We start from the raw sequence: 23535 nt of genomic DNA on the forward strand, positions 1-23535 counted from the left end.
ATCCCGGGCCGTTTCGATCCGAAGCACCCCGCCGCGCTTACAGCATCGGCAACTTCAAGCCCTGTTCCTTCGCGCACTGCTGCGCGATCTCGTAGCCCGCATCGGCATGCCGCATCACGCCGGTGCCGGGGTCATTCCACAGCACCCGCGCGATGCGCTTGTCGGCCTCTTCGCTGCCGTCGCAGACGATGACCACGCCGGAATGCTGCGAGTAACCCATGCCGACGCCGCCGCCGTGATGCAACGACACCCAGGTCGCGCCGCCGGCGACGTTGAGCATCGCGTTGAGCAAGGGCCAGTCGCTGACCGCGTCGCTGCCGTCCTTCATCGCTTCGGTCTCGCGATTGGGCGAGGCCACCGAGCCGCTGTCGAGATGATCGCGACCGATCACGATCGGCGCCTTCAACTCGCCGTTGCGCACCATCTCGTTGAACGCCAGGCCGAGCTTGTGGCGCAGTCCCAGGCCGACCCAGCAGATGCGCGCCGGCAGGCCCTGGAAGCTGATGCGCTCGCGCGCCATGTCCAGCCAGCGGTGCAGGTGCGCGTCGTCGGCGATGATTTCCTTGACCTTGGCGTCGGTCTTGTAGATGTCTTCCGGATCGCCGCTGAGCGCGACCCAGCGGAACGGACCGACCCCGCGGCAGAACAGCGGGCGCACGTAGGCCGGCACGAAACCGGGGAAATCGAAGGCGTTCTCGCAGCCCTCGTCCTGCGCCATCTGGCGGATGTTGTTGCCGTAGTCGAAGGTCGGAATTCCCTGCCTCTGGAACGCGAGCATCGCCTCGACATGCACCCGCATCGACTTCTTGGCCGCATCGCGCACGCCCTGCGGATCGCTCTTCTGCTCGGCCAGCCAACGCTCGACCGTCCAGCCGATCGGCAGATAGCCATGCACCGGATCGTGCGCGCTGGTCTGGTCGGTGACCGCATCGGGACGCACGCCGCGGCGCACCAGTTCCGGCAGCACGTCGGCGGCATTGCCGAGCAGCGCGATCGACTTGGCCTCGCCCGCGGCGGTGTACTTGGCGATGCGCGCCAGCGCGTCGTCGAGATCGCTCGCCTGCTCGTCGACGTAACGCGTGCGCAGGCGCATGTCGATGCTGCTCTGTTTGCATTCGATGTTGAGCGAACACGCGCCGGCCAGCGACGCGGCCAGCGGCTGCGCGCCGCCCATGCCGCCCAGGCCGGCGGTCAGGATCCACTTGCCGGTCAGATCGCCGCCGTAATGCTGGCGACCCATCTCGACGAAGGTCTCGTAGGTACCCTGGACGATGCCCTGCGAGCCGATGTAGATCCAGCTGCCGGCGGTCATCTGGCCGTACATCATCAGGCCCTTCTTATCGAGCTCGTTGAAGTGCTCCCAGGTCGCCCAGTGCGGCACCAGGTTGGAATTCGCCAGCAACACGCGCGGCGCATCGGCATGGGTCGGAAATACACCGACCGGCTTGCCCGACTGGATCAGCAAGGTCTCGTTGTCCTCCAGTTCGCGCAGAGATTTCAAGATCGCATCGAACGAAGGCCAGTCGCGCGCCGCGCGGCCGATGCCGCCGTACACCACCAGTTCGGCCGGATTCTCGGCCACGTCCGGGTCGAGGTTGTTCTGGATCATCCGGAACGCGGCCTCGCTTAGCCACGACTTGCAGGTTTTCTCGCTGCCGCGCGGAGCGCGGATGACGCGGGAGGGATCGTTGCGAGTGGCTGCGGACATGGCGGTTTCCGATGCGCGAAAGAGACCCGAATTATCGCGCCGCGTTCCGGCCGCTCGCCAGCGCCGGCACCGCCGCGAGCGCGTGCAAAGCGGTGTTTGCGCCCGAAACTGTCGCACCGAAGCCAAAATGTATACGCTGTATACATGAGCGCGCCCGCCACCGCCGATCGCATCCTGCGCGCCGCGCGCGCCTTGTTCGAGCGCGGCGGCGCGCAGGCGGTGAGCATGCGCGGCATCGCCCAGGCCGTCGGGCTGACGCCGATGGCGATCTACCGCCACTTCCCCAACCGCGAAGCGCTGCTGCAGCGCATCAGCGACGACAGCTTCGAGCAGATCGCCCATCACTGGAGCGCGCGCAACGAAGGCGGCGACGTGATCGCACGGCTGCTGGCGATCCAGCGCATCTACCTCGACTACGCATTGGCGCACCCGCATCTGTTCGATCACGCCTTCTCGATGCCGCGCGAACGGGCGCGGCGCTTCCCCGAGGATTTCCGCGCGCGCCGCTCGCCGACCTTGAACGTGGTCGCCGATGTAGTGATCGAAGCGCAACAGGCCGGACGCCTGAAGCCGGGCGATGCCTGGGACATCGCGATGACGTTATGGGCGCACACCCACGGTCTGATCGCGCTGTACCGCGCCGGCCGTTTCAGTTACGACGAACGCGAGTTCCGCCGTTTCTACGAAGCCTCGCTCGCGCGCTTGCTGCAGGGCATCGAGGCCTAGGCCGCGGACGTCGCGGCCGCGCGCGATAACGCGGGGCCGGACAAAAAGACGCCCGGCACGAGCCGGGCGTTCGATCGATCCAGAGTCGGACCAGAAGTTAAGCGAAATCGGGACGCTGAGCGAAACAGCGACTGCGCAAGCCAGGCCTCAGTGAACGGCCGGATCGAGCCTGCGCAACGCACTGGCGACATCGACCTCGCCGGTGCCGTTGAGATCGTCGCGGCTGTAGCTGCGGCCGTAGGCGGCGCAGTCGCGCTTGGACCTGGACTGGATGCGCGAGCCGGTCTCGCGCAGGCATTGCGCGTCGCTGAGCCTTTTCTTCGCCGGCTGCGCCTGCGCATCGGCCTTCGCATCGACGCTTGTGTCGGCCTGGCGTGCATCGGCTTGCACGGTCGATTCGACCTGGGTTTGCGGATTGGGGGTTTGCGCCGCGGCGGCGAACGCGAATGCGCTCAACGCCGTGGCGAGCATCAGACGTTTCATGAAGCGCCTCCTGTACGAACAGGGTTGGGAATGGGCTCCATCACCATACGCCCGCCGTGTCGGCGTGACGCAGGTGTCATGCGTTTCGTTTAGCCGATTGTCAGCGTTGTGGACAGGTCTCGCGGCGGCCGCTGTGGAACGCCATCGCTTCGGCCTCGGTCGCCGGCCGCGGCGCGATGCCGTCGTCGAACAACACCCGCCACACCCCGTCCGCGCCGCGCTGCCAGACCGATTGGTAGGCGCCGATCAGGTAACGCGGCTGCGCGCCGGGATCGAGCTTCTGGTACAGCGCCGGGCCGGTCGACCAGGCGATGTCGGGCGCGCCGGCGATGGTGACCCGGGTCGGATACCAACGCAGGCGCAGGCGCTTGCCTTCGATCAGCCCGGCCCATTCCTCGACGATGCGGTCGCGGCCCCGGGTCGGCTGGACGCTGCCGGCGCCGAACGCGGCCTGTTCATGCACGTGCTCGGCGAAGGCCTTGCGGTCGTGCTCGGCGATGGAACGGGCGAAACCCAGCTCGCGCGCCCACACCGCGCATTCGTCCGCGCTCAGTTGCGGCGACGCTGGCGCGGACGGCGCAGGCGCCGTCTGCGCGGCCGCGACCGACACGCTCAGCGAGCCCAGCAGGCAAACGGTGCGAACGATACGGCGCATGGCGGAACTCGCGACAGGATCCGGCGATCACTATCGGCCGCGTGCCGCCCCGCCGCCAGCGACGGAAGTCATGCCGCTCTTCATACCGCAGGCTTCATGCCGATCCTGGCGATTCGCCGCGCGGCGCGCGGGGCCGATGCGGTGACACAGGCCGGCCATCGGCCCCGGCTATCATGTCGCGATGCGCTCGATTCTGACCGCGGCCACCGCCGCCCTGCTCGCCTTCGCCCTCGCCGCCTGCACCCCGCCGACCCGCCCCGAGGCGCCGCCGGCCGACACGCCCTTGCTGCTGATTTCGATCGACGGCTTTCGCGCGAGTTACTTCGAACTCGGCCAGACCCCGAACCTGGAACGACTGGCCGGCGACGGCGTGCGCGCGCAGTGGATGACGCCGTCGTACCCGTCGCTGACCTTTCCCAATCACTACACCCTGGTCACCGGCCTGCGTCCGGACCACCACGGCGTGATCCACAACAGCATGAGCGACGCGAGCATCGGCAAGTTCAAGGTCGCCGATCGCGATGCGGTCGGCGATACGCGCTGGTGGAGCGGCGGCGAACCGATCTGGATCGGCGCGCAGAAAGCCGGCCTGCGCAGCGCGACCTTGTTCTGGCCCGGCAGCGAAGCGCCGATCCACGGCCTGCGTCCGAACCGCTGGCGCCCGTTCGACGCCAAGGTCGACGAGAACGCGCGCGTCGACGAAGTGCTGGGCTGGCTCGGCGAACCGGCCTCGACCCGGCCGCACGTGGCGACCTTGTACTTCGACGCGCTCGATCACGAAGGCCACGAGCACGGTCCGAATTCCCCTGAGGCGCGCGAGGCGATGGTGCGCATCGACGCGGCGATCGGCCGCCTGCTCGACGGCCTGGCCGCGCGCGATCAGCTCGAACGCGTCAACCTGATCGTGGTGTCCGACCACGGCATGGCCGAAGTGGTGCCGGGCCATCGCATCGCGGTCGAGGACATGGTCACGCCCGAGCAGGCCGTGGTGACCTCGGTCGGCCAGTCGATCGGCATCGCCCCCAATCCCGGTTTCGAGGCGCAGGTCGAACACCGCCTGCTCGGCGCGCACGAACAATACGACTGCTGGCGCAAGAGCGAGCTGCCGGCGCGCTGGCATTACGGCACCCATCCGCGGGTGCCGCCGATCGTGTGTCAGATGCACGAGGGCTGGGACGCGATCGAAGGCGAAAAACTGCGCGGCGCGACCCAGGTCCAGACCCGCGGCTCGCACGGCTTCGATCCGGCCCTGCCGTCGATGCGCGCGATCTTTCTCGCCCGCGGCCCGGCGTTCAAGCGCGGCGCGACCATTCCCGCGTTCGACAACGTCGATGTGTATCCGCTGCTGACGCGTCTGATCGGTATTCGCCCGGCCAGGAACGACGGCGACATCGCGCCGCTGCTGCCGGCATTGCGCGATCCCGATCGGCCCTGACGATCGCATCGCGCGGTGGGCACCGCCACACCGCGACGATGCGCATGCGGACGACGAGACCCGCGCATGGCCGCGCAACTACCCGCGCGACCGCATCGACAACGCATCGCGCTACGGGCGTTGTCATGCCCGCGCGATGACAACACACAGGTCGCGATGCGCGAATCGGGCTTTCGCCGGCATCGCTGACAGCCCACGGCGCTGACGTTTGTCATCGATGCGGATTTTGGTGACGCTCGCCCGAATTTCGCGGACCTGCGGAGCGCTAGCTTAGCGCTGGCGATTCCACGCCTCCTTGCCGTTCCGTCACCGTCCCCGCAACGGCGCGCCGACTCCCGGGCGCGCTGCGTCATCGCGATCCATTCTCGAGATCCGTCCATGCACACCACCCCAGGCACCGAGCCTGCGCGTCGCCGCGCGCGCCGCTGTTTCGCAATACCCGAACGCAAGCGAACCCGCACCGACGCGAAGCGCGTGTTGTCGGCCTGCATCCTGTCGCTGTCCGCGTTGCTGTGCGCCGGCGCGGCCGGCGCGCAGAACATCGCGCCGGCCGGCACCGCCTACCGCTGGGCGCACGGGCTTACACCCGGCGCCGACGGCCGCAGCGAGACCGAACCGACCAGCGTGCGGGTGGCCGCGTCGCTGCTCAACGACGGCGACGACACGGTCGATGTCGACCTCAGTGGCGGCCAGCCCGAACCGATCAATAACTACGAAGCGGCCGGAGTGATATGGCGCGATCGACTACGCACCATCGACCGGGTCGAGATCGTCCACGGCAGTTGGAACAGCAGCGGCGACGGCGCGTTCTGCGCGGGGCTAACCCTGCAGTTCTCCAACAGCTTCAGCGGCGACTGGCGCAACAGCGGCTGGACCCTGCAACCGGCGTATCAATACGACTCCTCGCAGACCGCCGGCGTCACCTACACCTTCCGCGGCCCGCCGAGCGAAGTGCGCGCGGTGCGCGTCACCGGCCAGCTGCACTGCACCCACAACAGCTCGTACTGGACCAACATCCGCGAAGTGCGCGCGTTCGAAGCCGGCCGCCTGAGCCTGTGGAACGATAGCGCGGTGCCGACCGTGGTCGATGCGCCCGATCCCGGCGGGGTCGAACTGGGCCTGCGCTTCCGCAGCATCCAGCCGGGCTGGATCAAGGGCGTGCGCTTCTACAAGGCCGCGGCCAACATCGGCGTGCATGTCGGCAATCTGTGGAGCAACGACGGCGTCTTGCTGGCGCGCGCGAACTTCGTCGACGAAACACCGTCGGGCTGGCAGCGCGTCGCCTTTGCCACGCCGGTGCGGATCGCCGCCGATACGACCTACGTGGTGTCGTACTACGCGCCCGGCGGCCATTATTCGGCCGACCTGGACTATTTCGCCGCCGCCGACTACGCCAACGGCCCGTTGCGCGCATTGCGCGACGGCAGCGACGGCGGCAACGGCAACTACCGCTATGGCGCGCAAAGCGCATTCCCGGACGCGACCTGGCGCTCGGCGAACTACTGGGTCGATGTCGAATTCGCTCCACTCGACGGCGACACCACCGCACCGACGGTACCGACCGGAGTGCGCGCGGTCGTCGGCGATGCCACCACGGTGTCGTTGAACTGGGACACCAGCAGCGACGACACCGGCGCGGTGCGTTACCGCGTGTATCTCGACAACAACCCGGTCGCGCTGGGCGAAGTCGACGTGCCCGCGTTCGTGCACGACGACGCGCAGCCGCAAACGACCTACAGCTATCGGGTCAGCGCGGTCGATGCCGCCGGTAACGAATCGGCGCGATCGGCAGCGATCACCGTCACCACTCCGCCTGCGAGCAGCACGCGCAGTTGCCCGCCGTTCCCGGCGTTTCCGAACGCGGCCTGCACCGGCGTGCCCGCGGGCCAGGCGCTGACCACGATCAACGGCAGCCTCAGCAGCACCCGCGACGGCCAGGTGATCAACGCCATGCTGATCACCGGCGACCTGGTGATCCGCCATCACAACGTCACCGTGAGCAACAGCCGGATCAAGGGCTTCGTCGACAATCGCAACGTCCGCAACCTGGTGCTCAAGGACGTCGACGTCGGTCCCGACGCGTGCCCCGCGGTCAACAACGGCGGACGCCGCCTGATCACCGGCGACAACGGCTACACCCTGATCCGCGCCCACCTGCACCACAACGGCGACGACATGCTGATCACCGGCGGCGGCGAGCCGGTGGTGATCCAGGACAGCCTGATTCACAACACCTGTTTCTATCCCGACGATCATCTCGACGCGGTGCAGTTCTATTCGCCGGGTCAGGTCGGTCACGTCAGCATCGTGCACAGCAACATCGACGCGCGCCCGGTCAACACCTCCGGTTACGGCAACGCCGCGGTGTTCTGGGCCGATCGCCCGGGCGCGGGTTCGACCCTGACCATCCGCGAAAGCCGCCTCGCCGGCGGCGGTTACACCTTGGCGCCGTACGATTCCGGATTGGGTTCGGGGGTGGTGATCGAAGTCAGCGACACGCGGTTCGTGCGCAATTCGCAGTGGGGCAGCGCTTGTTACGTGGGCAACCACAGCCCGGCCAATCATTCGCCGACGATTGCGTACAACGGCAACGAGGGGATCAAGTGGCTGCGCAATGCGTGGGATGACGGGACGCCGTTGGCTAGTTGTCAGTAGTCGTCGTTAAGTTACCTCGTTGCTTGGTTGCTTAGTGCTTTGTTATTGCGTTGTTGCCTTGTTGCGTAGCTGTGCAACTACGTACCAGACACGATGCTCTAGTCGACCCCGAGGCCGCACGTTGGCCTCGGGGTTTTTTCTTGGCAACGCGATCGCGCGCCCCGCTCTTGTGGGAGGGGCTATTGCCTCGACGCCTTTCGTTCCGATCGCGATGATCTTCGCTATCTGATCGAACGACGTCGCGACTTACCCCGTTCCTCGGATGGCCTCCCTGTAGGAGCGGCGCGACCGCGCCACCGCGGCGACCTCGCAATTTTCGTCATAGCTGCACTCCCGCGGTCGCGGCTTGCGCCGCTCCTACAGGTAGGCCATGCGGCTTTCACCTGAAGTCTTGCAATTCATCCAGCGCTGCGAAGCAAAGAACTCGCGTTAGCAAACGCACACCCGGAGGGCGGCGTGCAGGATGCACGCCGTGCGCCACCGGGACATGGATGTCCCGTGTGGCGCGTGCCTGCGTCAGCTCCGCACTTGCGGGCACTTGATTCACAGAAAAGCGTTTTTCTTTGGTTACCTTTTGACCGAAGGGAATCCAGACGGACTTTTGTCGCTTTTGACAAAAGAAAGTAACTCGGCCGCTTGCGGACGAAAGCTATTGATCTTGCCTTCGGCTTCAAAGGTTCTAGAGCTTTGAAGCTTTTAGGAGCTTCCAGCAGGATCAAAAGCTTCCGCCACTAAAGCGGCGGGTAACTTTCTTTTGTCAAAAGCGACAAAAGTCCGTCTGGATTCCCTTCGGTCAAAAGTCACCAAAGAAAAAGGCGTTCCTGTTTCGAGTCAAAAGCCGCACGATCGGTGCCGACGCAGGCATGCGCCACACGAGACATCCTGTCCCGGTGGCGCACGGCGCACATCCATGTGCGCCGCCCTACGGGTGTGCTTTTGCTAACGCGAGTTAGTGGCGTCGCAGCGCTGGATGAACTACGTAGCTTCAGGCGCGAGCAACAGCAACAGCAACAACAACGCCCACCGCCACGGCGATAACAAAAGGGGACCGATCGAGCCCCACAAACCACCCAATTCATCCCCCTGAACCCCTCCAGCATTGATGTCCGAATCCGGCGAGTCCCCCCTCCCCGCCCGATGCTAGCCTTCCCCCATGAACAGCAAATCCGACCCCGTCGCCATCCCCGCCCCAAGCGCCTCGCTGCCCCAGTGGCAAGTGTGCGAACAGGCCCGGCTCAGCCGCGATCCGCGCTTCGACGGACTGTTCTTCACCGCGGTCACCAGCACCGGTATCTATTGCCGGCCGGTGTGCCCGGCGCCGGCGGCCAAGCGCGAGAACGTCAAATACTTCGGCCACGCCGCCGCGGCCGAAGCCGCCGGGTTCCGGCCGTGCCTGCGCTGCCGTCCGGAGTTGTCGCCGGCCGAAGGCGCTTGGCGCCGTGGCGATGCGGCGATCGCGCGCGCGCTCAAGTTGATCGACGAGGGCGCGCTGGCCGAGCAGCCGCTGGCCGCGCTGGCCGAACGCGTCGGGCTCGGCGAACGCCAGTTGCGGCGTTTGTTTGTCGATCGCCTCGGCGCGCCGCCGATCGGCGTTCATGGCACCCGCCGTCTGCTGTTCGCCAAGCAATTGCTGACCGAAACCCGCCTGCCGATCACCGAAGTCGCGATGGCCGCCGGGTTCGGCAGCCTGCGCCGCTTCAACACCACCTTCCGCGAGGCCTATCGGATGGCGCCGCGCGATCTGCGCCGGCATCCGAACGAGCCCCCGAACAGCGACGGCGAAACGCTGGTGCTGCGGCTGGGTTATCGGCCGCCGTACGACTTCGCGCTGATGCTGGATTTCCTGCGCGGGCGCGCCCTGCCGGGCGTGGAAGTCGTCGACGAACACAGCTACAGCCGGGTGATCGGGCCGATCGAAACGCCGGGCTGGCTCCGGGTCAGCGCCTGGCCCAATGCCAAGAACGAGCCACAGCACGCGCTCAAGCTCGAATTGCATGGGCCGGCGCCGGCGCGCTTGCTGGAAATCATCAATCGCCTGCGGCGGATGTTCGATCTGGACGCCGACCCCAATGCGATCGGCGCGGCGCTGTCGGTCGATCCGCGGCTGCGCGCGCTGGTCGCCAAGCGTCCCGGGCTGCGGCTGCCCAGCGGCTGGGACGGTTTCGAAATCTCGGTGCGCGCGATCCTCGGCCAACAGGTCAGCGTCGCCGCCGCGCGCACGCTCGCCGCGCGCACCGCGCAACGTTTCGACCAGCCGTTGCCGAAAGCGTTCGGGCCCGGGCTGGAACATCTGTTCCCGACGCCCGAAGCGTTGGCCGATGCGGACCTGGCCGAAATCGGCCTGACCCGCGCACGCGCCGACACCGTGCGCACGGTGGCGCGCGCGCTGCTCGACGGCCGGGTCGACTTCCGCACCGAACGCACGCTCGACGAGTTCGTCGCGCGCTGGGTCGCGCTGCCCGGGATCGGGCCGTGGACCGCGCACTACATCGCGTTGCGCGCGCTCGGCCATCCCGATGCGTTCCCGGCCGACGATCTGGTCCTGCAAAAAGCCCTGCCCGAAGACGGTATCCGCATGAGCGCGAAAGCGCTCAACGCCCGCGCCGAAGCGTGGCGGCCGTGGCGCGCGTATGCGGTGATCCAGATCTGGCGCGACAGCATGTCCACGCCGCTCGCGAAGACCGCCGCCAAGTCCGCGCCCGCGATCGAACCGCCGAGCCATCCACCGATGAAGACACGCAAAGCGAGGAAGGCCGCATGAGTACGAACATCCGACTCAAGGACGACGCGGTCACCTACCAGCACATCGACAGCCCGGTCGGGCGCCTGCTGCTCGCCAGCGGCGACGACGGCCTGCGCCTGATCGAATTCGAAGCGCCGTGGCATCCGGTGTCGATGGGCGATGGCTGGCGCGAAGGCGACGATGCGGTGCTGGCCGCGACCCGCAAGCAGCTCGCCGAGTATTTCGCCGGCACGCGCAAGGATTTCGATATGCCGCTGGCCCCGCACGGCACGCCGTTCCAGATGCAATGCTGGCGCACGCTCGCGCTGATCGGATGGGGCGAGACCTGGAGTTATGGGCAGATGGCGCGGCACATGGGTCAGCCCACCGCGACCCGCGCGGTCGGCGCCGCCAACGGGCGTAATCCGCTGCCGATCGTGCTGCCTTGTCATCGCGTGATCGGCGCCGATGGCAGTCTGACCGGGTTCGGCGGTGGGCTGCCGACCAAGCAGTTTCTGCTGACGCATGAAGGGGTTTTGGGCAAACCCGCGCCGATCGCGGATCTGTTTGCGGTTTGATCGCGGCGGATCGGAAAGCGTCGGGGCTCAAGCCCCTCCCACAAAAGATTGCGCAGCCACGAGGTCTTTTGTGGGAGGGGCTTGAGCCCCGACGCCTTTCGATCAGATCGCCGAACTCACCGAGCCAAAATCAATCGGCCAGCAACGCCCGCAAGGTCCGCCCATACCGCGCCGCGATCGCCTCACGATCGCGATGACGCCCGTCGGCCACGACCTGCCGCCCGCCGACATGCACCTCGCGCAGCACGCTGCGATTGCCGCTGAACAACCAGCGGTCGACGCAATCCTCATCGCTCGCGCCGGCCAAGGCCGGCGCATCGCCGTCGAGAGTCAACGTGTCGCCATCGAGGCTGGCCTGATCGAACCCGGTCGAACGCGACGCGCTCGCGACCACGTCGCGCAGCAAGGTTTCGCCGACGCTGCTCGATGCCTGGCTGACCGCGATGTTGCGCCGACGCGTGAGCAGACGCTGGCCGTACTCCAGCCAGCGCAGCTCCTCGACCGGCGACACCGAGATATGCGAGTCCGACCCGACGCCCCAGAACCCGCCGGCATCGAGGTAATCGCGCAGCGGGAAGAAGCCGTCGCCCAGATTGGCCTCGGTGGTGGTGCAGATCGCCACGGTCGCGCCGCAGCGGGCGATGCCCTGCACTTCCGCCTCGTCGAGATGGGTGGCATGCACCAGGGTCCAGCGTTCGTCGACCTGGGCATTGTCCAGCAGCCACTGCACCGGCCGCGCCTTGCGCACGGCGAGGCAATCCTCCACCTCGGCGACCTGTTCGGCGATATGCACATGCACGCGGCTGTCGGACGGCAACGCCGCGAGCACGTCGCGCATCGGCCCCGGCGGCACCGCGCGCAGGCTGTGCAGGCAGCAGCCCACTCGCAGCAGCGCGTCGGTTTCGCCGCGCAGTGTGTCGAGTAATTTGAGATACGCCTCGACGTCGTGACCGAAGCGGCGCTGGCGTTCGCCGAGCGGGCGTTCGTCGAAACCGCCGGTCATGTACAGCACCGGCAGCAGCGTCATGCGGATGCCGGTTTCGCGCGCGGCGGCGATCAGCGCGCGCGACATCGCCGCCGGGTCGGCGTAGGGCCGGCCGTCGGGCGCGTGATGCAGGTAGTGGAACTCGCACACGCTGGTGTAGCCGGCTTCGAGCATCTCCACGTACAACTGGGTGGCGACCGCATGCAACGCCTCGGGGGTGAAGCGCGCGGCGAACCGGTACATGGTTTCGCGCCAGGTCCAGAAGCTGTCGGCGGGGTTGGTCTGGCGCTCGGCCATGCCGGCCATCGCGCGCTGGAACGCGTGCGAATGCAGGTTGGCGATGCCCGGCACGACGCGATCGCCGGCGGCGTCGCCGCGCCAGCCGGCGGGGGTCCAGATGCGTTGGGAGGCGGGAGTGGTCATGCGCGCATTCTCGCCTGCGCGGCGGCGCAACGCGACCCTCGCGCGCGAGCGAGCGGCACAACCGACTAGAATCGGCACCATGACCGCCTCTACTTCTGCCCCTCACGGCCACCGCTACGACGGCCTGATCCTCGGCGCTTCGCTGGCCACCCTCGACTGCGCCGACGGCTACGGCGAGATCGCCGACGCCGCGCTGGCCTGGCGCGACGGCCGCATCGCCCACATCGGCCCGCGCGCCGCGCTGGATGGCGAGCCGGCCGAACTGGCCGCGACGTTGATCCAGGCCGACGGCTGGATTACCCCCGGCCTGATCGACTGCCACACCCATCTGGTGTTCGCCGGCGACCGCGCGCGCGAGTTCGAACTGCGCCTGCAGGGCGCGAGTTACGAAGCCATCGCCCGCGCCGGCGGCGGCATCGTGTCCAGCGTGCGCGCCACCCGCGAAGCCAGCGAGGACGAACTGCTGCGCCAGTCGCTGCCGCGCGCGCGCGCGCTGCTGGCCGACGGCGCGACCAGCCTGGAGATCAAGTCCGGCTACGGCCTGGACTTCGACAACGAACGCAAGATGCTGCGGGTCGCGCGCCGGATCGGCGAGATCCTCGGCGTGCAGGTGCGCACGACCTACCTCGGCGCGCACGCGCTGCCGCCCGAATACAGCGACCGCGCCGACGCCTACATCGACGCGGTCTGCGAGTGGATGCCGCTTCTGCATGCGGAATCGTTGGTCGATGCGGTCGATGCGTTCTGCGAAGGCATCGGCTTCAGCCCGGCGCAGACCCGGCGCGTGTTCGAAACCGCGCGCGCGCTCGGCCTGCCGGTCAAGCTGCATGCCGACCAGCTCAGCGACCTTGGCGGCGGCGCGCTCGCCGCCGCGTTCGATGGGCTGTCGGCCGACCACGTCGAACACACCTCGCTGGACAGCGTGCGCGCGATGGCCGAACACGGCACGGTCGCGGTGCTGCTGCCCGGCGCGTTCCATGTGCTGCGCGAAACCAAGCTGCCGCCGCTGCAAGCGTTCCGCGAGCACGGCGTGGCGATGGCGGTGGCGACCGACTGCAACCCGGGCACCTCGCCCTTGCTGTCGCTGCGCCAGGCCATGCAGTTGTCCTGCACGCATTTCCGCCTGACCCCCGAGGAAGCGCTGCGCGGCGCGACCGTGCATGCGGCGCGCGCGCTGGGGCTGGTGGATGCGGGCGTGCTGCGGGTCGGCGCGCGCGCGGACTTCGTGCAGTGGGATATCGGGCATCCGGCCGAGCTGTGCTATTGGCTTGGCGGGCGGCTGGCGCGGCGGGTGGTTGCGGGGGGAGGGGTGGTGGTGGAGCGCGGCGAGTAGGATTGATGCGTTCGGTTATCGATAGCGCGTCGGTTAGTTGAGTGCGCGATGCGCAGCCAAACGCTTGACGGCCCTCTTATCGACATCGACATTCGAAGCGCCCCCGAATCGACATCGCCCCCTTTGAAAAAGGGGGCCGCGCCGGCGCGGGCACGAAGCCTTTGCATACCTGATAGCGCGGGGGGATTTGCTTTTCGCCGCGGCTGCGCTGGGCGTTGCGGCTAAGAGCAAATCCCCCTGCCCCCCTTTTTCAAAGGGGGGAACAGCACGGGGTTCCTGCGCAACGAAGCGAACTCGAACAACGAAATAGAAAAATAGCGAAATAGCGAAATAGCGGAACACAATAGCTGGCCACCAGCCTCGCGCTCGAAAAAGCAAGTGCCCACGCACGCGCTCGTCGACAACGGCGATCCCACCAACGTTGCGCCGCCGCAAGGCTCCATCCTCGCGCTGTTGTACGCTGGGCGCCCGCCGCGCCGCACGATGCGCGCGGTCATCCTGATCCGGAGGTCATGTGCGCATCGCCGTTCTCGCCCTAGCTGTCACTGCTGTAGCCTCGTCACCGCTGATCGCGCAAGCCGACCAGCCCCTCAGCGCGGGCCAGCGCTTCGCCCAGGACGCGATCATCGTCGATACCCACATCGACGCGCCCAGCCTGCTGCTGCGCAACTGGAACGACCTCGGCCTGGACACGCCCAAGGTCGAGTTCGACTACCCGCGCGCGCGCCAGGGCGGGCTCGATGTCGCCTTCATGTCGATCTACACCTCGCCGGCCGAAGACGCCGCCGGCACCGCGACCCAGACCGCGCACACCCAGATCGATGCGGTCGAGGCGATGGTCGGGCGCCGTCCCGACCAGTTCGCGGTGCTGCGCAGCCCGAAGGATTTCGAACGCCTGCACCAGCGCGGCCAGCGCGTGCTGCTGGCGCTGGGCATGGAAAACGGCGCGCCGATCGGCGACGACCTGTCCAGGCTCAAGCTGTTCCATGATCGCGGCGTGCGCTACATCACCCTCGCCCACAGCGAGGACAACCGGATCAGCGATTCGTCCTACGACAAGCACCACAAGTGGAAGGGCCTGAGCCCGTTCGGCGAGAAAGTCGTCGACGAAATGAACCGGCTCGGCATCATGATCGACGTCTCGCACCTGTCCGACGACGCGGTGCGCGACGTGCTCGCGCGCAGCAAGGCGCCGGTGACCGCCAGCCACTCGGGCCTGCGCCATTTCACTCCCGGCTTCGAACGCAACCTCAGCGATGAGCTGGCCAAGGCGGTCGCCGACAAGGGCGGCGTGGTCCAGGTGGTGTTCGGCAACGCCTTCGTCGATCCGGCCTCGGCCGCCGACACGCAAGCCTATTTCGACGCCAGCGCCAAGTTCGAGCTCGAACAGGCCGCGGCGCGCGCGCGCGGCGACAAGCCGCGCAGCGAAAAGGAATTCGACGACGCCTGGCAGGCCGCGCATCCGCCGCGCACGGTCAAGATCGACGCGGTGCTCGATCAGATCGACTACGGCGTCAAGCTGCTCGGCGCCGATCACGTCGGCATCGGCTCGGACTTCGACGGCGTCAGCGGCGCCCTGCCCGAAGGGCTCAAGTCGGTCGCCGACTATCCGAACCTGATCGACGGGCTGAAGGTGCGCGGCCATTCCGACGAGACCATTCGCAAGGTGCTCGGCGGCAATCTGCTGCGCGTGTGGGGCCGGGTCGAGGCCTTGGCGACGCCATGAGCGAATCCACCGACGCGCAGGCGACGCACGCGTTCGAACCGAGCCCGGCCAATCCGGGTTCGGCCAGTTACGGCCACCTGACCTTCGCCCCCGAGGGCGAGGAAAGCTGGGTCGAACCGTTCGACCTGACCGAACTGGCGGCGAAGGTGCTCGGCGAACTCGGCCACGAGGTCCGCATCGACGGCGATTGGATCGAGCTGCCGGCCAGCGGCCTGTACCTGCTGCCGCAGTTGATCGAGTTCGACATCCGTCCTGACGGCAACATCCACGTCGCCACGACCCTGCAGTGCAACCATGCAACCTTGTTGCCGCAGGGTCTGTTCGAGTACCAGTACTCGGTCCAGGAGACCTTCGACGAGGCCGCCGCGCACGGTTTCAATCAATGGGCGCGCACCGACCTGCCGGTGCTGCTCGATGCGACCCGCGACACGGCCGAATCGTGCATGCAGATGCGCATGGAGTTCCCCGCCGAAGGCGATCGGCCGGCGTACGCGCGACGCGTGCTGTTCGGGCCGGTCGCGCATTACGGCCGGGTGCCGCGCGAGTCCGCCACGAATGGCCACGGCGGCGATGACGAGAGCGAGCACGACTTCTGTCCCTGCTGTCTGTTCACTAATTCCATCGATACCTTCAAACCGCTGTTGCAGGACCAGGCGCTGTACGGCCTGCGCCTGTTCGCTTCGCGCGACGAAGACGGCGAGTGCCAGTCCGACTGCCGCGCCAACGGCGAGGAATGGCCGCAGGGCCTGGAGGCTTTGCGCGCCTACGCCGCCACCTGGCCGGGCACGCACATGGAATACCGCAAGCAGTACGTGATCGTGCAGAGCGTCGTCGACTGAGACGATGACCCGGCGGCCGCATCGCACGACAGGCGCGCGCGACCATGCAAACTCACGCGCACAAAAAAGCCCGGTTCGCACCGGGCTTTTTCGTTGCATCACAACACGACAATCAGAAGCTGGCGCGCACGCCGAGGCTCAGCTGATTGTGGGTGTCGCCGAATTCGGCTTCGCCGACGATGCCCCAGATGTGGTTGAACTTGATCTGGGCGCCGATGGTGCCGCTGAATTCGCTGTCGTACGCATCGCCGTCGGTGTAGTTGGCCTTGACCCAGCCTTCGAAGTTGCGGGCCAGCTTGCCGCGCAGACCGACCGAGGCGCGGAAGTCGTCGGCGCGATCGAAATCACCGCCGCCCTCGACGTCCACGTCGGTGCCCACGTAGCTCAGCTCGCCGGTCCAGTCGACGCGCTCGGACAGCGTGTGGTGGTAACCGAAGCCGATTTCGTACTGGGCCAGGTCGATGTTGGTTTCGCCGATCTTGACGTTGCGAAAACGCACCGCGACATCGTCGTCGCCCTGGCGGTAGCCGCCGAACAGGTGGAACGCATCGCCGAGCGCGACCGAACCGCGCAGGTAGCCGCCGTTGGCCTTGATGTCGTCGACCGAGAAGTTGGCGTCGACCGTCGGCAGCTCGACCTTGCTCTGCGAAGCGCCGACTTCGACGTAGGAATAGCTCAGGCCGTCGGCGGCCGCGGCGGCCGAGGAAGCGGTGGCGAGAAGGAGAGCCAGCGCGAGTTGCTTCTTCATAAATCCCCTTGATCCTTGATTTGGTTAGACGTCCCTTTCCTCGGGAACGGCGCGCATCTTAATGAAAAAATCACATCTCGTGTAGTTTTTTCGATGGCGCTCACACAAAGACGCAAATTCGATGCAGGCGAGGCGTTCCGCGCGGACATCGCCTGCGCCACGGCGGTGCCGCGCGGGCAAAAAAAAGCCCCGCGAGGCGGGGCTTTTCGTCAGGCGGAACAACCGGCGGGCCGGATTATTCCTTGCTCGCGGCCTTCTTCGCGACGACCTTCTTGGCCGGCGCCTTGGCGACGGCGGTCTTGGCGGCCTTCTTCACCGCCGGGGCGGCGGCGGTGCCGGCGGCCTTGGTCACGGCCTTGCTGCGGGCGTTGCCGTAGCTGGAGTTGTAGCGCTTGCCCTTGGCGGTCTTGCGGTCGCCTTTACCCATGGTCGTGCTCCTAATTAAGACGTTGAACGTTGTATCGAATGGTGGTCCGCGCAGACTGCAGGCGGGTCGGCCGGAGGACCCGGGCCGCCTCTCGATGAAGAGATCGGACCGGCTACCGGCGCAGCGCGGCCGCGCGCGAGGCTGCGAAGCCTAGCACAAGCGTCCGGACTCGGCCTCTAGACCGGAGTCGATGGGCTTCAGTGGGCGCAGCTGGCGTCGTGGACGTGGCCGTGGTTGAGCCGCAGATTGGCCAGATGGGCCAGGCCGACCAGGGTGCCGCCGAAGGTCATCACGATCGCATGCGGCAACAGCGCGCCGTGCAGCGGCGGGTACAGCACGCCGCTCCACAGCACGATCAGGCCCGGGATCAGCAGCGACAGCGCGCGCACCGCGTGGTGGCGGCGATAGCCCGACCACACGCTGAAACCGCCCAGCAAGGTGGCGAAGATCACGAACGCGATTTCGAAGCGATGGCCGAACCAGCTGGACAGGCCCAGCGAGGGCAGCACCGCGATCAGCAACGGCAGGGCGGCGCAATGCACGGCGCAGGCCAGCGAGCCGACGGCGCCGATACGGTCCAACAGGCCGCGTAGAAATGAAGGCATGGGGGATGACTTCTGGGATGGTTGTCAATTCGGTAACGTTACTTTATAACATTTCACCCAGGCCCGCCAGCCTCCCCCACCCTTCTTTTCCAGTCGGTCCGTCATGCCCAAGCCCATCGTGTCGTCCCCGCGCGCTCGTCGCAGCGCGCTCGCCCTTGCCCTGACCCTCGCCCTGCCCTTCACGCAGGCGGTCGCCCAAGATGCCGCCGGTCCGTCCAGCCCCAGCGATACCCGCCACGACAAGGCTACCAGCCTGGACGCGGTCGTCGTCACCGCCACGCCGCTGCAATCGAGCGCCGAGGAGCTGGCGCAACCGGTGGAAGTGCTGTCGGGCGAGAAGCTCGACGAAGCGCGCGGCGCCACCCTCGGCGAAACCGTCGGCAAGCTGCCGGGCGTGCAGAGTTCGAACTTCGGCGCCGGCGTCGGCCGGCCGATCATCCGCGGCATGGAAGGCCCGCGCGTGGGCGTGATGACCGGCGGCCTCGCCAGCCAGGACGTATCGACCGTCAGCCAGGACCACAACGCCGCGGTCGAGCCGTTCCTGGCCGACCAGATCGAAGTGCTCAAGGGCCCGGCCACCTTGCTGTACGGCAGCGGCGCGATCGGCGGCGTGGTCAACATCGTCGACGGCCGCATCGCCGAGAAGCCGCTCGACGAAACCGTATCCGGCCGCGCCGAAGTGCGCCGCAGCTCGGTCAGCAACGGCGTCACCGGCATGGCCCGGGTCGACGCCAGCGGCGCCGACGGCGCGCTGGTGCTGCACGCCGACGGCGTGTACCGCAACAACGACGACTACGACACCCCGCTCGGCCGCCAGCGCAACAGCTTCGTCGACACCAAGACCGGCGCGCTCGGCGCGTCCTTGGTCGGCGACGTCGGCTTCCTGGGTTTTTCCGCCGCGCGCTACGAAGACAAATACGGCAATCCCGGCGAGCCGGGCAACGCCGAGGAAGGCGAGTCACCGGTCCACATCGACATGCGCCAGAATCGCTTCGAACTCAAGGGCGGCATCAACCAGGACTTCGGCATCTTCAGCGGCCTGCGCGCGAGCGTGGCCAACACCGAATACGAACACACCGAATTCGAAGGCAGCGAAATCGGCACGCGCTTTCTCAACGACGCCACCGAAGGCCGGCTGGAACTGACCCACAAGCCGCTGGCCGGCTGGGTCGGCGCGATCGGCCTGCAAGGCTACGACCGCACCTTCCAGGCGATCGGCGAAGAAGCCTTCGTGCCCAAGACCAAGACCCGCGCCGCCGGCCTGTTCGTGACCGAGCAGCGCAAGTGGGATCAGCTGCAGATCGAACTGGGCGCGCGCATCGACAAGGTGGAAAGCTCGCCCAGCGGCGCGGCCAAGCGCGATTTCAATCCGCTGAGCCTGTCGGCCGGCGCCATGTGGAAATTCACCGACGCCTGGCGCCTGACCTTCAACGTCGACCGCGCCGAGCGCGCGCCGGCCGAGGAAGAACTGTTCGCCAACGGCCTGCACGCAGCGACCGCCTCGTTCGAGATAGGCAATGCCGACCTGCGCAAGGAGCGCGCCAATCAATTCGAACTCGGCCTGCACTACCACGGCTCGATGTTCGAAGCGAAGCTGGCCGCGTACCAGACCCGCTTCGACGGTTTCATCTACCTGGTCGACACCGGCGCGTTCGAGGAAGGCAATCCGGTGCGCCAGTGGAGCCAGGCCGATGCCACCTTCACCGGTTTCGAAGGCGAGGCGATCGCGCATGTGTTCGACGGCGACGCCGGCAAGTTCGACGTGCGCCTGTTCGGCGACACCGTGCGCGCCAAGCTCGACAACGGCGGCGGCAACCTGCCGCGGATCGCGCCGTCGCGTATCGGCGGCGAACTGCGCTGGGACGCCGACAGCTGGCGCGCGTCGCTCGGCGCGACCCGCTACATGAAGCAGGACAAGGTCGCGCTCAACGAAACCCCGACCGACGGCTACACCCTGGTCGACGCGCACATGGCCTATCACTGGGACGCCGGCAACCTGGGTTACGAAGTGTTTCTCGACGGCACCAACCTGACCGACCAGGTCGCGCGGGTCCACACCTCGTTCCTCAAGGACAGCGTGATCCTGCCGGGCCGCGGCGTCGATTTCGGCGTGCGGGTGTTCTTCTGACCGCTGCTGCCGAGGCATCGTTTGCGGGGTTGAACCGACTCTCTCCAGGTCGCTTGTAGCGCATCCTCGCAGCCCCGAACGCCGGCCTTCGCGCCGGCGTTTGCGGTTGCGGCGCAAATAGGTGTATATACACATAATGACCGCCAGCAACGATTCCGCCGCGATGTCCTCGTCCTCTCCTTCACCCTCGCCCAGCGTCTGCACCTGTTTTCGCATGCGCAAGCTTTCGCGCCTGATGAGCCAGCGCTACGACCAGGCGCTTGCGCCGGCCGGGGTCAACCTCAACCAGTATTCGATCCTGCGCCGCACCGGCGGCCAGGGCCGGCCCTTGGGCGAGATCGCGCACGAACTGGGCATGGACCGCAGCACCTTGAGCCGCGATCTCAAGCCGCTGGTCGACGCGGGCTGGATCGAAGCGGTCGCGGGCGAGGACGCGCGTCAACGGCGACTGCGCCTCACCCGCGCCGGCCGCAAGGTGATCGACCGCGCGATGCCGCTGTGGCGGGTGGCGCAGGATGAGATCGATCGCGGGCTTGGAGTCGACGGGATTGCGCTGCTGCATGCGCAGTTGGATGCGGCGATCGCGCAGTTGCAGGGGGCGAGTCGCTGATTCTGCATGACCCACCATTCAATAACCGCGCAACCCTCCTACCGTCATTCCCGCGAAGGCGGGAATCCAGGGCCTTTCGCGCGAGAACTTCTGAAGTCTGGGCGTGTCCACTTTTACGCATAGAAACCGAAGAGCATTTATGCATCGACATCGGCAGTCTTTCGCACGAAAAGCCCTGGATTCCCGCGTTCGCGGGAATGACGTTCTGGTGGGATCACGCTGAAGTCTCGGGATGTTCGGCTCCGCCTAACTAAAGCAGAGCCCGCCTTCGCGGGAATGACGCTCGGGTGCGATCACGCTGAAGTCTCTGGATGTTCGGCTCCGCCGAAGTAAAGCAGAGTCCGCCATTGCGGGAATGACGGCAAAAACGAACCCCCGCAATAGAAATCTCCGCACCCTCTCACCTCATCCGCCGTCGAGATCCCCATGACCTCCACCCGCCCCGCGTCCCTCGGCCCCAAGCCCGTTTCCTACTGGCCGCTGCTGCTCGCCGCCACCGCGATGCTGATGATCACCATGGGCATCCGCCAATCGCAGGGCCTGCTGATCAAACCGATCGGCCACAGCACCGGGCTGGGCATCGCCGAGATCAGTTTCGCGCTCGCGATCGGTCAGTTCGTGTGGGGCGCGGTGCAGCCGCTGTTCGGCGCGCTCGCCGACCAACGCGGGCCCGGACGGGTGCTGGTGTTCGGCGGACTGCTGTTGATCGCCGGCATGGCGCTGACCCCGCTGGTGACCTCGCAATGGGGATTGATCGTCACCCTCGGCCTGCTCGGCGCGGCCGGCGCGGGCGCGGGCAGTTTCTCGATCCTGATCGGCGCGACCGCGCAACGCCTGCCGGCGGAAAAGCGCTCGATGGCGGCCGGGGTGATCAATGCCGGCGGCTCGATGGGCCAGTTCGTGTTCGCGCCGCTGGTGCAGGCGGTGATCGCCGCGGCGGGATGGATGGCGGCGATGTGGACCCTGGCCGCGGCCGCGGTCGCCACCTTGCCTTTGGCGTGGCCGCTGCGGCGCCGCGCAGAGCCGGCCACGCCGTCGGCGACGACAGCCGCCGCCGCGCCCGGCATCGGCCTGCGCGAGCAACTGCGCATCGCCTTGCGCGACCGCAGCTACTGGATGCTGCACCTGGGCTTTTTCACCTGCGGCTTCCACATCGCCTTCCTGGTCACCCACCTGCCCGGCGAGATCGCGCTGTGCGGGCTGTCGGACAACGTGTCGGCGATGGCGCTGGCCTTGATCGGCCTGTTCAACGTCGCCGGCAGTCTGGCCGCAGGCTGGCTCGGTCAGCGCTATCGGATGAAGCACCTGCTCGCGTTGATGTACGCCAGCCGCGCGGGGTTGATCGCGATTTACCTGATCTCGCCGCCGACGCCGCTGACCTTCTACCTGTTCGCCGCGGGCCTGGGCGTGACCTGGCTGGCGACGGTGCCGCCGACCGCGGGCCTGGTCGGCAAACTGTTCGGGCCGCGCTACCTGGGCACGTTGTTCGGGCTGACCTTGTTGTCGCACCAGATCGGCGGTTTCTTCGGCGCCTGGCTCGGCGGCGTGGCGATGGCCAAGTTCGGCGACTACACCTGGATGTGGTACGCCGACATCGCTTTGGCCTTGGTCGCAGCGCTGGCGAATCTGCCGATTCGCGAGGCGAGGCCGGTGCGGGCCGGTGGGTTGGCGGCGGCTTGATTCGGGATTCGGGATTCGGGATTCGGGATTCGGGATTTGGGATTTGGGAATCGGGAATCGGGAATCGGGAATCGGGAATCGGGAATCGGGAATCGATCGACGATTCGATGCTTGGTACTTGATGTCGAGCACCGGACGAGACGAATCCTTCCTACCGATTCCCCCCTTTGAAAAAGGGGGGCCAGGGGGGATTTGCTCTTGCTGTCAGATAGCCGCGCACCGGGGCGAAAAGCAAATCCCCCGCGCCAGTCGGCCATGACCTGACTTCGTGCAACGCAAGGCGCAGCCCCTTTTTCAAAGGGGGCGAATTCTCGATCGGTTCCCCCCTTTGAAAAAGGGGGGCCAAGGGGGATTTGCTCTTGCTGTCAGATAGCCGCGCACCGGGGCAAAAAGCAAATCCCCCGCGCCAGTCGGCCATGACCTGACTTCGCGCAACGCAAGGCGCAGCCCCCTTTTTCAAAGGGGGCAAATACTCGTTTGGATTTGTTACAGCGCCTTACCAACTCGGAGCAAGCCAAGACCCGTGCGCAGCCCTCGGCTCAATCAGCGCTCAAGCCTGCGCCGCCTTGGCCTCAACGCAATCCGCGCAAAGCCCATGCACTTCCAACGTCTGTGCCTGCGGCACGAAACCCAGCGCACGCGCGCGGCTTTCCAGCAGGTCGACGATGCGTTCGTCTTCCAGCTCCATCGCCGACTGGCAGTTGTCGCAGATCAGGAACGGCACCGCGTGCTGGGCGCCGCCGGGGTGATGGCAGCCGACAAAGGCGTTGATCGAGGCGAGCTTGTGGATGAAGCCGTGCTCGAGCAGGAAATCCAGCGCGCGGTAGATCGTCGGCGGCGCCGCGGCGTCGTGGGTGGCTTTCATCTGGTCGAGCAGGTCGTAGGCCTTCATCGGCTTGCCGGCCGCGGCGATCAGGCGCAGGGCATGCGCGCGGATCGGGGTCAGCCGCAGCCCGCGCTGCTCGCAGGCCCGCTCGACCTCATGCACGAAGGCGTCGCCGTCGTGGACGTGGTGCTGGGGATCGGTGCAGGCGTGGCTGGTGCTCATGGCGGACTCCGTGGTCGCGGC

The 23535-nt window shown here is 67.1% G+C and carries 19 protein-coding genes; 11 read left to right on the forward strand and 8 right to left on the reverse strand.

The window, feature by feature from the left end:
* Nucleotides 1-37: 37 nt before the first annotated feature.
* Complete coding sequence (gene hutU, locus KME82_RS18025) at nucleotides 38-1708, reverse strand: urocanate hydratase (RefSeq protein WP_215495278.1); 1671 nt, start codon at nucleotides 1706-1708, stop codon at nucleotides 38-40.
* Nucleotides 1709-1852: 144 nt separating this feature from the next.
* On the opposite strand from hutU, the gene KME82_RS26845 reads away from it, so the two are divergent.
* Nucleotides 1853-2434 carry a TetR/AcrR family transcriptional regulator gene (locus KME82_RS26845; protein WP_215495279.1) on the forward strand — a complete coding sequence of 194 codons (582 nt, stop codon included), beginning with the start codon at nucleotides 1853-1855 and terminating at the stop codon, nucleotides 2432-2434.
* 147 nt (nucleotides 2435-2581) lie between these two features.
* Here KME82_RS26845 and KME82_RS18035 read toward each other — a convergent pair whose 3' ends face one another.
* Both KME82_RS18035 and KME82_RS18040 read right to left on the reverse strand, forming a co-directional pair.
* Entirely contained in the window at nucleotides 2582-2917 is a 336-nt protein-coding gene (locus KME82_RS18035) for a hypothetical protein (protein WP_215495280.1), read from the reverse strand.
* A gap of 100 nt (nucleotides 2918-3017) precedes the next feature.
* On the reverse strand, nucleotides 3018-3572 hold the full coding sequence (locus KME82_RS18040; RefSeq protein WP_215495281.1) for a YybH family protein: 555 nt from the start codon (nucleotides 3570-3572) through the stop codon (nucleotides 3018-3020).
* A gap of 181 nt (nucleotides 3573-3753) precedes the next feature.
* Between KME82_RS18040 and KME82_RS18045 the strand changes: the two genes are divergently transcribed.
* From KME82_RS18045 to KME82_RS18060, 4 genes are all read left to right on the forward strand, one after another.
* Nucleotides 3754-5007: an ectonucleotide pyrophosphatase/phosphodiesterase gene (locus tag KME82_RS18045; RefSeq protein WP_215495282.1), complete on the forward strand. Its 1254-nt coding sequence runs from the start codon at nucleotides 3754-3756 to the stop codon at nucleotides 5005-5007.
* A gap of 378 nt (nucleotides 5008-5385) precedes the next feature.
* Entirely contained in the window at nucleotides 5386-7662 is a 2277-nt protein-coding gene (locus tag KME82_RS18050) for a DUF4082 domain-containing protein (RefSeq protein WP_215495283.1), read from the forward strand.
* A 1153-nt stretch (nucleotides 7663-8815) separates the two neighbouring features.
* On the forward strand, nucleotides 8816-10423 hold the full coding sequence (locus tag KME82_RS18055) for a DNA-3-methyladenine glycosylase 2 family protein (RefSeq protein WP_215495284.1): 1608 nt from the start codon (nucleotides 8816-8818) through the stop codon (nucleotides 10421-10423).
* On the forward strand, nucleotides 10420-10962 hold the full coding sequence (locus KME82_RS18060) for a methylated-DNA--[protein]-cysteine S-methyltransferase (RefSeq protein WP_215495285.1): 543 nt from the start codon (nucleotides 10420-10422) through the stop codon (nucleotides 10960-10962). Before KME82_RS18055 ends, KME82_RS18060 begins: the two co-directional genes overlap by 4 nt.
* A 130-nt stretch (nucleotides 10963-11092) precedes the next feature.
* Here KME82_RS18060 and KME82_RS18065 read toward each other — a convergent pair whose 3' ends face one another.
* Nucleotides 11093-12370, reverse strand: coding sequence for a formimidoylglutamate deiminase (locus KME82_RS18065; protein ID WP_215495286.1), 1278 nt, complete (start codon nucleotides 12368-12370; stop codon nucleotides 11093-11095).
* Nucleotides 12371-12449: 79 nt separating this feature from the next.
* Between KME82_RS18065 and hutI the strand changes: the two genes are divergently transcribed.
* The 3 genes from hutI to KME82_RS18080 all read left to right on the forward strand — a co-directional run bounded on the left by hutI (nucleotide 12450) and on the right by KME82_RS18080 (nucleotide 16268).
* Complete coding sequence (gene hutI / locus KME82_RS18070) at nucleotides 12450-13703, forward strand: imidazolonepropionase (protein ID WP_215495287.1); 1254 nt, start codon at nucleotides 12450-12452, stop codon at nucleotides 13701-13703.
* A gap of 514 nt (nucleotides 13704-14217) precedes the next feature.
* Nucleotides 14218-15429 (forward strand): dipeptidase, encoded by a 1212-nt coding sequence (locus KME82_RS18075; protein ID WP_215495288.1) that lies wholly within the window; start codon nucleotides 14218-14220, stop codon nucleotides 15427-15429.
* Nucleotides 15426-16268, forward strand: a complete 843-nt coding sequence (locus KME82_RS18080; RefSeq protein WP_215495289.1) for a DUF6348 family protein — start codon at nucleotides 15426-15428, stop codon at nucleotides 16266-16268. The genes KME82_RS18075 and KME82_RS18080 overlap by 4 nt, the downstream gene beginning before the upstream one ends.
* A gap of 112 nt (nucleotides 16269-16380) precedes the next feature.
* On the opposite strand, the gene KME82_RS18085 is transcribed toward KME82_RS18080, so the two are convergent.
* The 3 genes from KME82_RS18085 to KME82_RS18095 all read right to left on the reverse strand — a co-directional run bounded on the left by KME82_RS18085 (nucleotide 16381) and on the right by KME82_RS18095 (nucleotide 18048).
* Nucleotides 16381-17016, reverse strand: coding sequence for an outer membrane beta-barrel protein (locus tag KME82_RS18085; protein WP_215495290.1), 636 nt, complete (start codon nucleotides 17014-17016; stop codon nucleotides 16381-16383).
* A 235-nt stretch (nucleotides 17017-17251) separates the two neighbouring features.
* Nucleotides 17252-17443, reverse strand: coding sequence for a 30S ribosomal protein THX (locus KME82_RS18090; RefSeq protein WP_036114666.1), 192 nt, complete (start codon nucleotides 17441-17443; stop codon nucleotides 17252-17254).
* Nucleotides 17444-17640: 197 nt separating this feature from the next.
* The gene (locus tag KME82_RS18095; protein ID WP_215495291.1) at nucleotides 17641-18048 is read right to left on the reverse strand and encodes a MerC domain-containing protein; all 408 of its coding nucleotides are present in this window, start codon (nucleotides 18046-18048) and stop codon (nucleotides 17641-17643) included.
* Between the two features lie 103 nt (nucleotides 18049-18151).
* Here KME82_RS18095 and KME82_RS18100 point away from each other — a divergent pair, with 103 nt between their 5' ends.
* The 3 genes from KME82_RS18100 (at nucleotide 18152) to KME82_RS18110 (ending at nucleotide 22466) form a co-directional block, all read left to right on the forward strand.
* The gene (locus KME82_RS18100) at nucleotides 18152-20176 is read left to right on the forward strand and encodes a TonB-dependent receptor (protein WP_215495292.1); all 2025 of its coding nucleotides are present in this window, start codon (nucleotides 18152-18154) and stop codon (nucleotides 20174-20176) included.
* A 214-nt stretch (nucleotides 20177-20390) separates the two neighbouring features.
* Complete coding sequence (locus KME82_RS18105) at nucleotides 20391-20786, forward strand: MarR family winged helix-turn-helix transcriptional regulator (protein ID WP_252255401.1); 396 nt, start codon at nucleotides 20391-20393, stop codon at nucleotides 20784-20786.
* Between the two features lie 426 nt (nucleotides 20787-21212).
* Complete coding sequence (locus KME82_RS18110; protein WP_215495294.1) at nucleotides 21213-22466, forward strand: MFS transporter; 1254 nt, start codon at nucleotides 21213-21215, stop codon at nucleotides 22464-22466.
* Between the two features lie 550 nt (nucleotides 22467-23016).
* Here the strand turns inward: KME82_RS18110 and KME82_RS18115 are convergent.
* The gene (locus KME82_RS18115; RefSeq protein WP_036114650.1) at nucleotides 23017-23514 is read right to left on the reverse strand and encodes a transcriptional repressor; all 498 of its coding nucleotides are present in this window, start codon (nucleotides 23512-23514) and stop codon (nucleotides 23017-23019) included.
* Nucleotides 23515-23535 lie beyond the last annotated feature (21 nt).

Origin of the sequence: Lysobacter capsici, assembly GCF_018732085.1 — a bacterium.
Lineage (GTDB): Bacteria > Pseudomonadota > Gammaproteobacteria > Xanthomonadales > Xanthomonadaceae > Lysobacter > Lysobacter capsici_A.

Bases quoted from the DNA above. Each gene is read 5' to 3' on its own strand.
- KME82_RS18115 (WP_036114650.1), bottom strand. From the start codon at position 23,514: ATGAGCACCAGCCACGCCTGCACCGATCCCCAGCACCACGTCCACGAC.
- KME82_RS18085 (WP_215495290.1), bottom strand. From the start codon at position 17,016: ATGAAGAAGCAACTCGCGCTGGCTCTCCTTCTCGCCACCGCTTCCTCG.
- hutU (WP_215495278.1), bottom strand. From the start codon at position 1,708: ATGTCCGCAGCCACTCGCAACGATCCCTCCCGCGTCATCCGCGCTCCG.
- hutI (WP_215495287.1), top strand. From the start codon at position 12,450: ATGACCGCCTCTACTTCTGCCCCTCACGGCCACCGCTACGACGGCCTG.
- KME82_RS26845 (WP_215495279.1), top strand. From the start codon at position 1,853: ATGAGCGCGCCCGCCACCGCCGATCGCATCCTGCGCGCCGCGCGCGCC.
- KME82_RS18035 (WP_215495280.1), bottom strand. From the start codon at position 2,917: ATGAAACGTCTGATGCTCGCCACGGCGTTGAGCGCATTCGCGTTCGCC.
- KME82_RS18060 (WP_215495285.1), top strand. From the start codon at position 10,420: ATGAGTACGAACATCCGACTCAAGGACGACGCGGTCACCTACCAGCAC.
- KME82_RS18110 (WP_215495294.1), top strand. From the start codon at position 21,213: ATGACCTCCACCCGCCCCGCGTCCCTCGGCCCCAAGCCCGTTTCCTAC.
- KME82_RS18040 (WP_215495281.1), bottom strand. From the start codon at position 3,572: ATGCGCCGTATCGTTCGCACCGTTTGCCTGCTGGGCTCGCTGAGCGTG.
- KME82_RS18045 (WP_215495282.1), top strand. From the start codon at position 3,754: ATGCGCTCGATTCTGACCGCGGCCACCGCCGCCCTGCTCGCCTTCGCC.
- KME82_RS18050 (WP_215495283.1), top strand. From the start codon at position 5,386: ATGCACACCACCCCAGGCACCGAGCCTGCGCGTCGCCGCGCGCGCCGC.
- KME82_RS18100 (WP_215495292.1), top strand. From the start codon at position 18,152: ATGCCCAAGCCCATCGTGTCGTCCCCGCGCGCTCGTCGCAGCGCGCTC.
- KME82_RS18105 (WP_252255401.1), top strand. From the start codon at position 20,391: ATGCGCAAGCTTTCGCGCCTGATGAGCCAGCGCTACGACCAGGCGCTT.
- KME82_RS18055 (WP_215495284.1), top strand. From the start codon at position 8,816: ATGAACAGCAAATCCGACCCCGTCGCCATCCCCGCCCCAAGCGCCTCG.
- KME82_RS18080 (WP_215495289.1), top strand. From the start codon at position 15,426: ATGAGCGAATCCACCGACGCGCAGGCGACGCACGCGTTCGAACCGAGC.
- KME82_RS18090 (WP_036114666.1), bottom strand. From the start codon at position 17,443: ATGGGTAAAGGCGACCGCAAGACCGCCAAGGGCAAGCGCTACAACTCC.
- KME82_RS18095 (WP_215495291.1), bottom strand. From the start codon at position 18,048: ATGCCTTCATTTCTACGCGGCCTGTTGGACCGTATCGGCGCCGTCGGC.
- KME82_RS18065 (WP_215495286.1), bottom strand. From the start codon at position 12,370: ATGACCACTCCCGCCTCCCAACGCATCTGGACCCCCGCCGGCTGGCGC.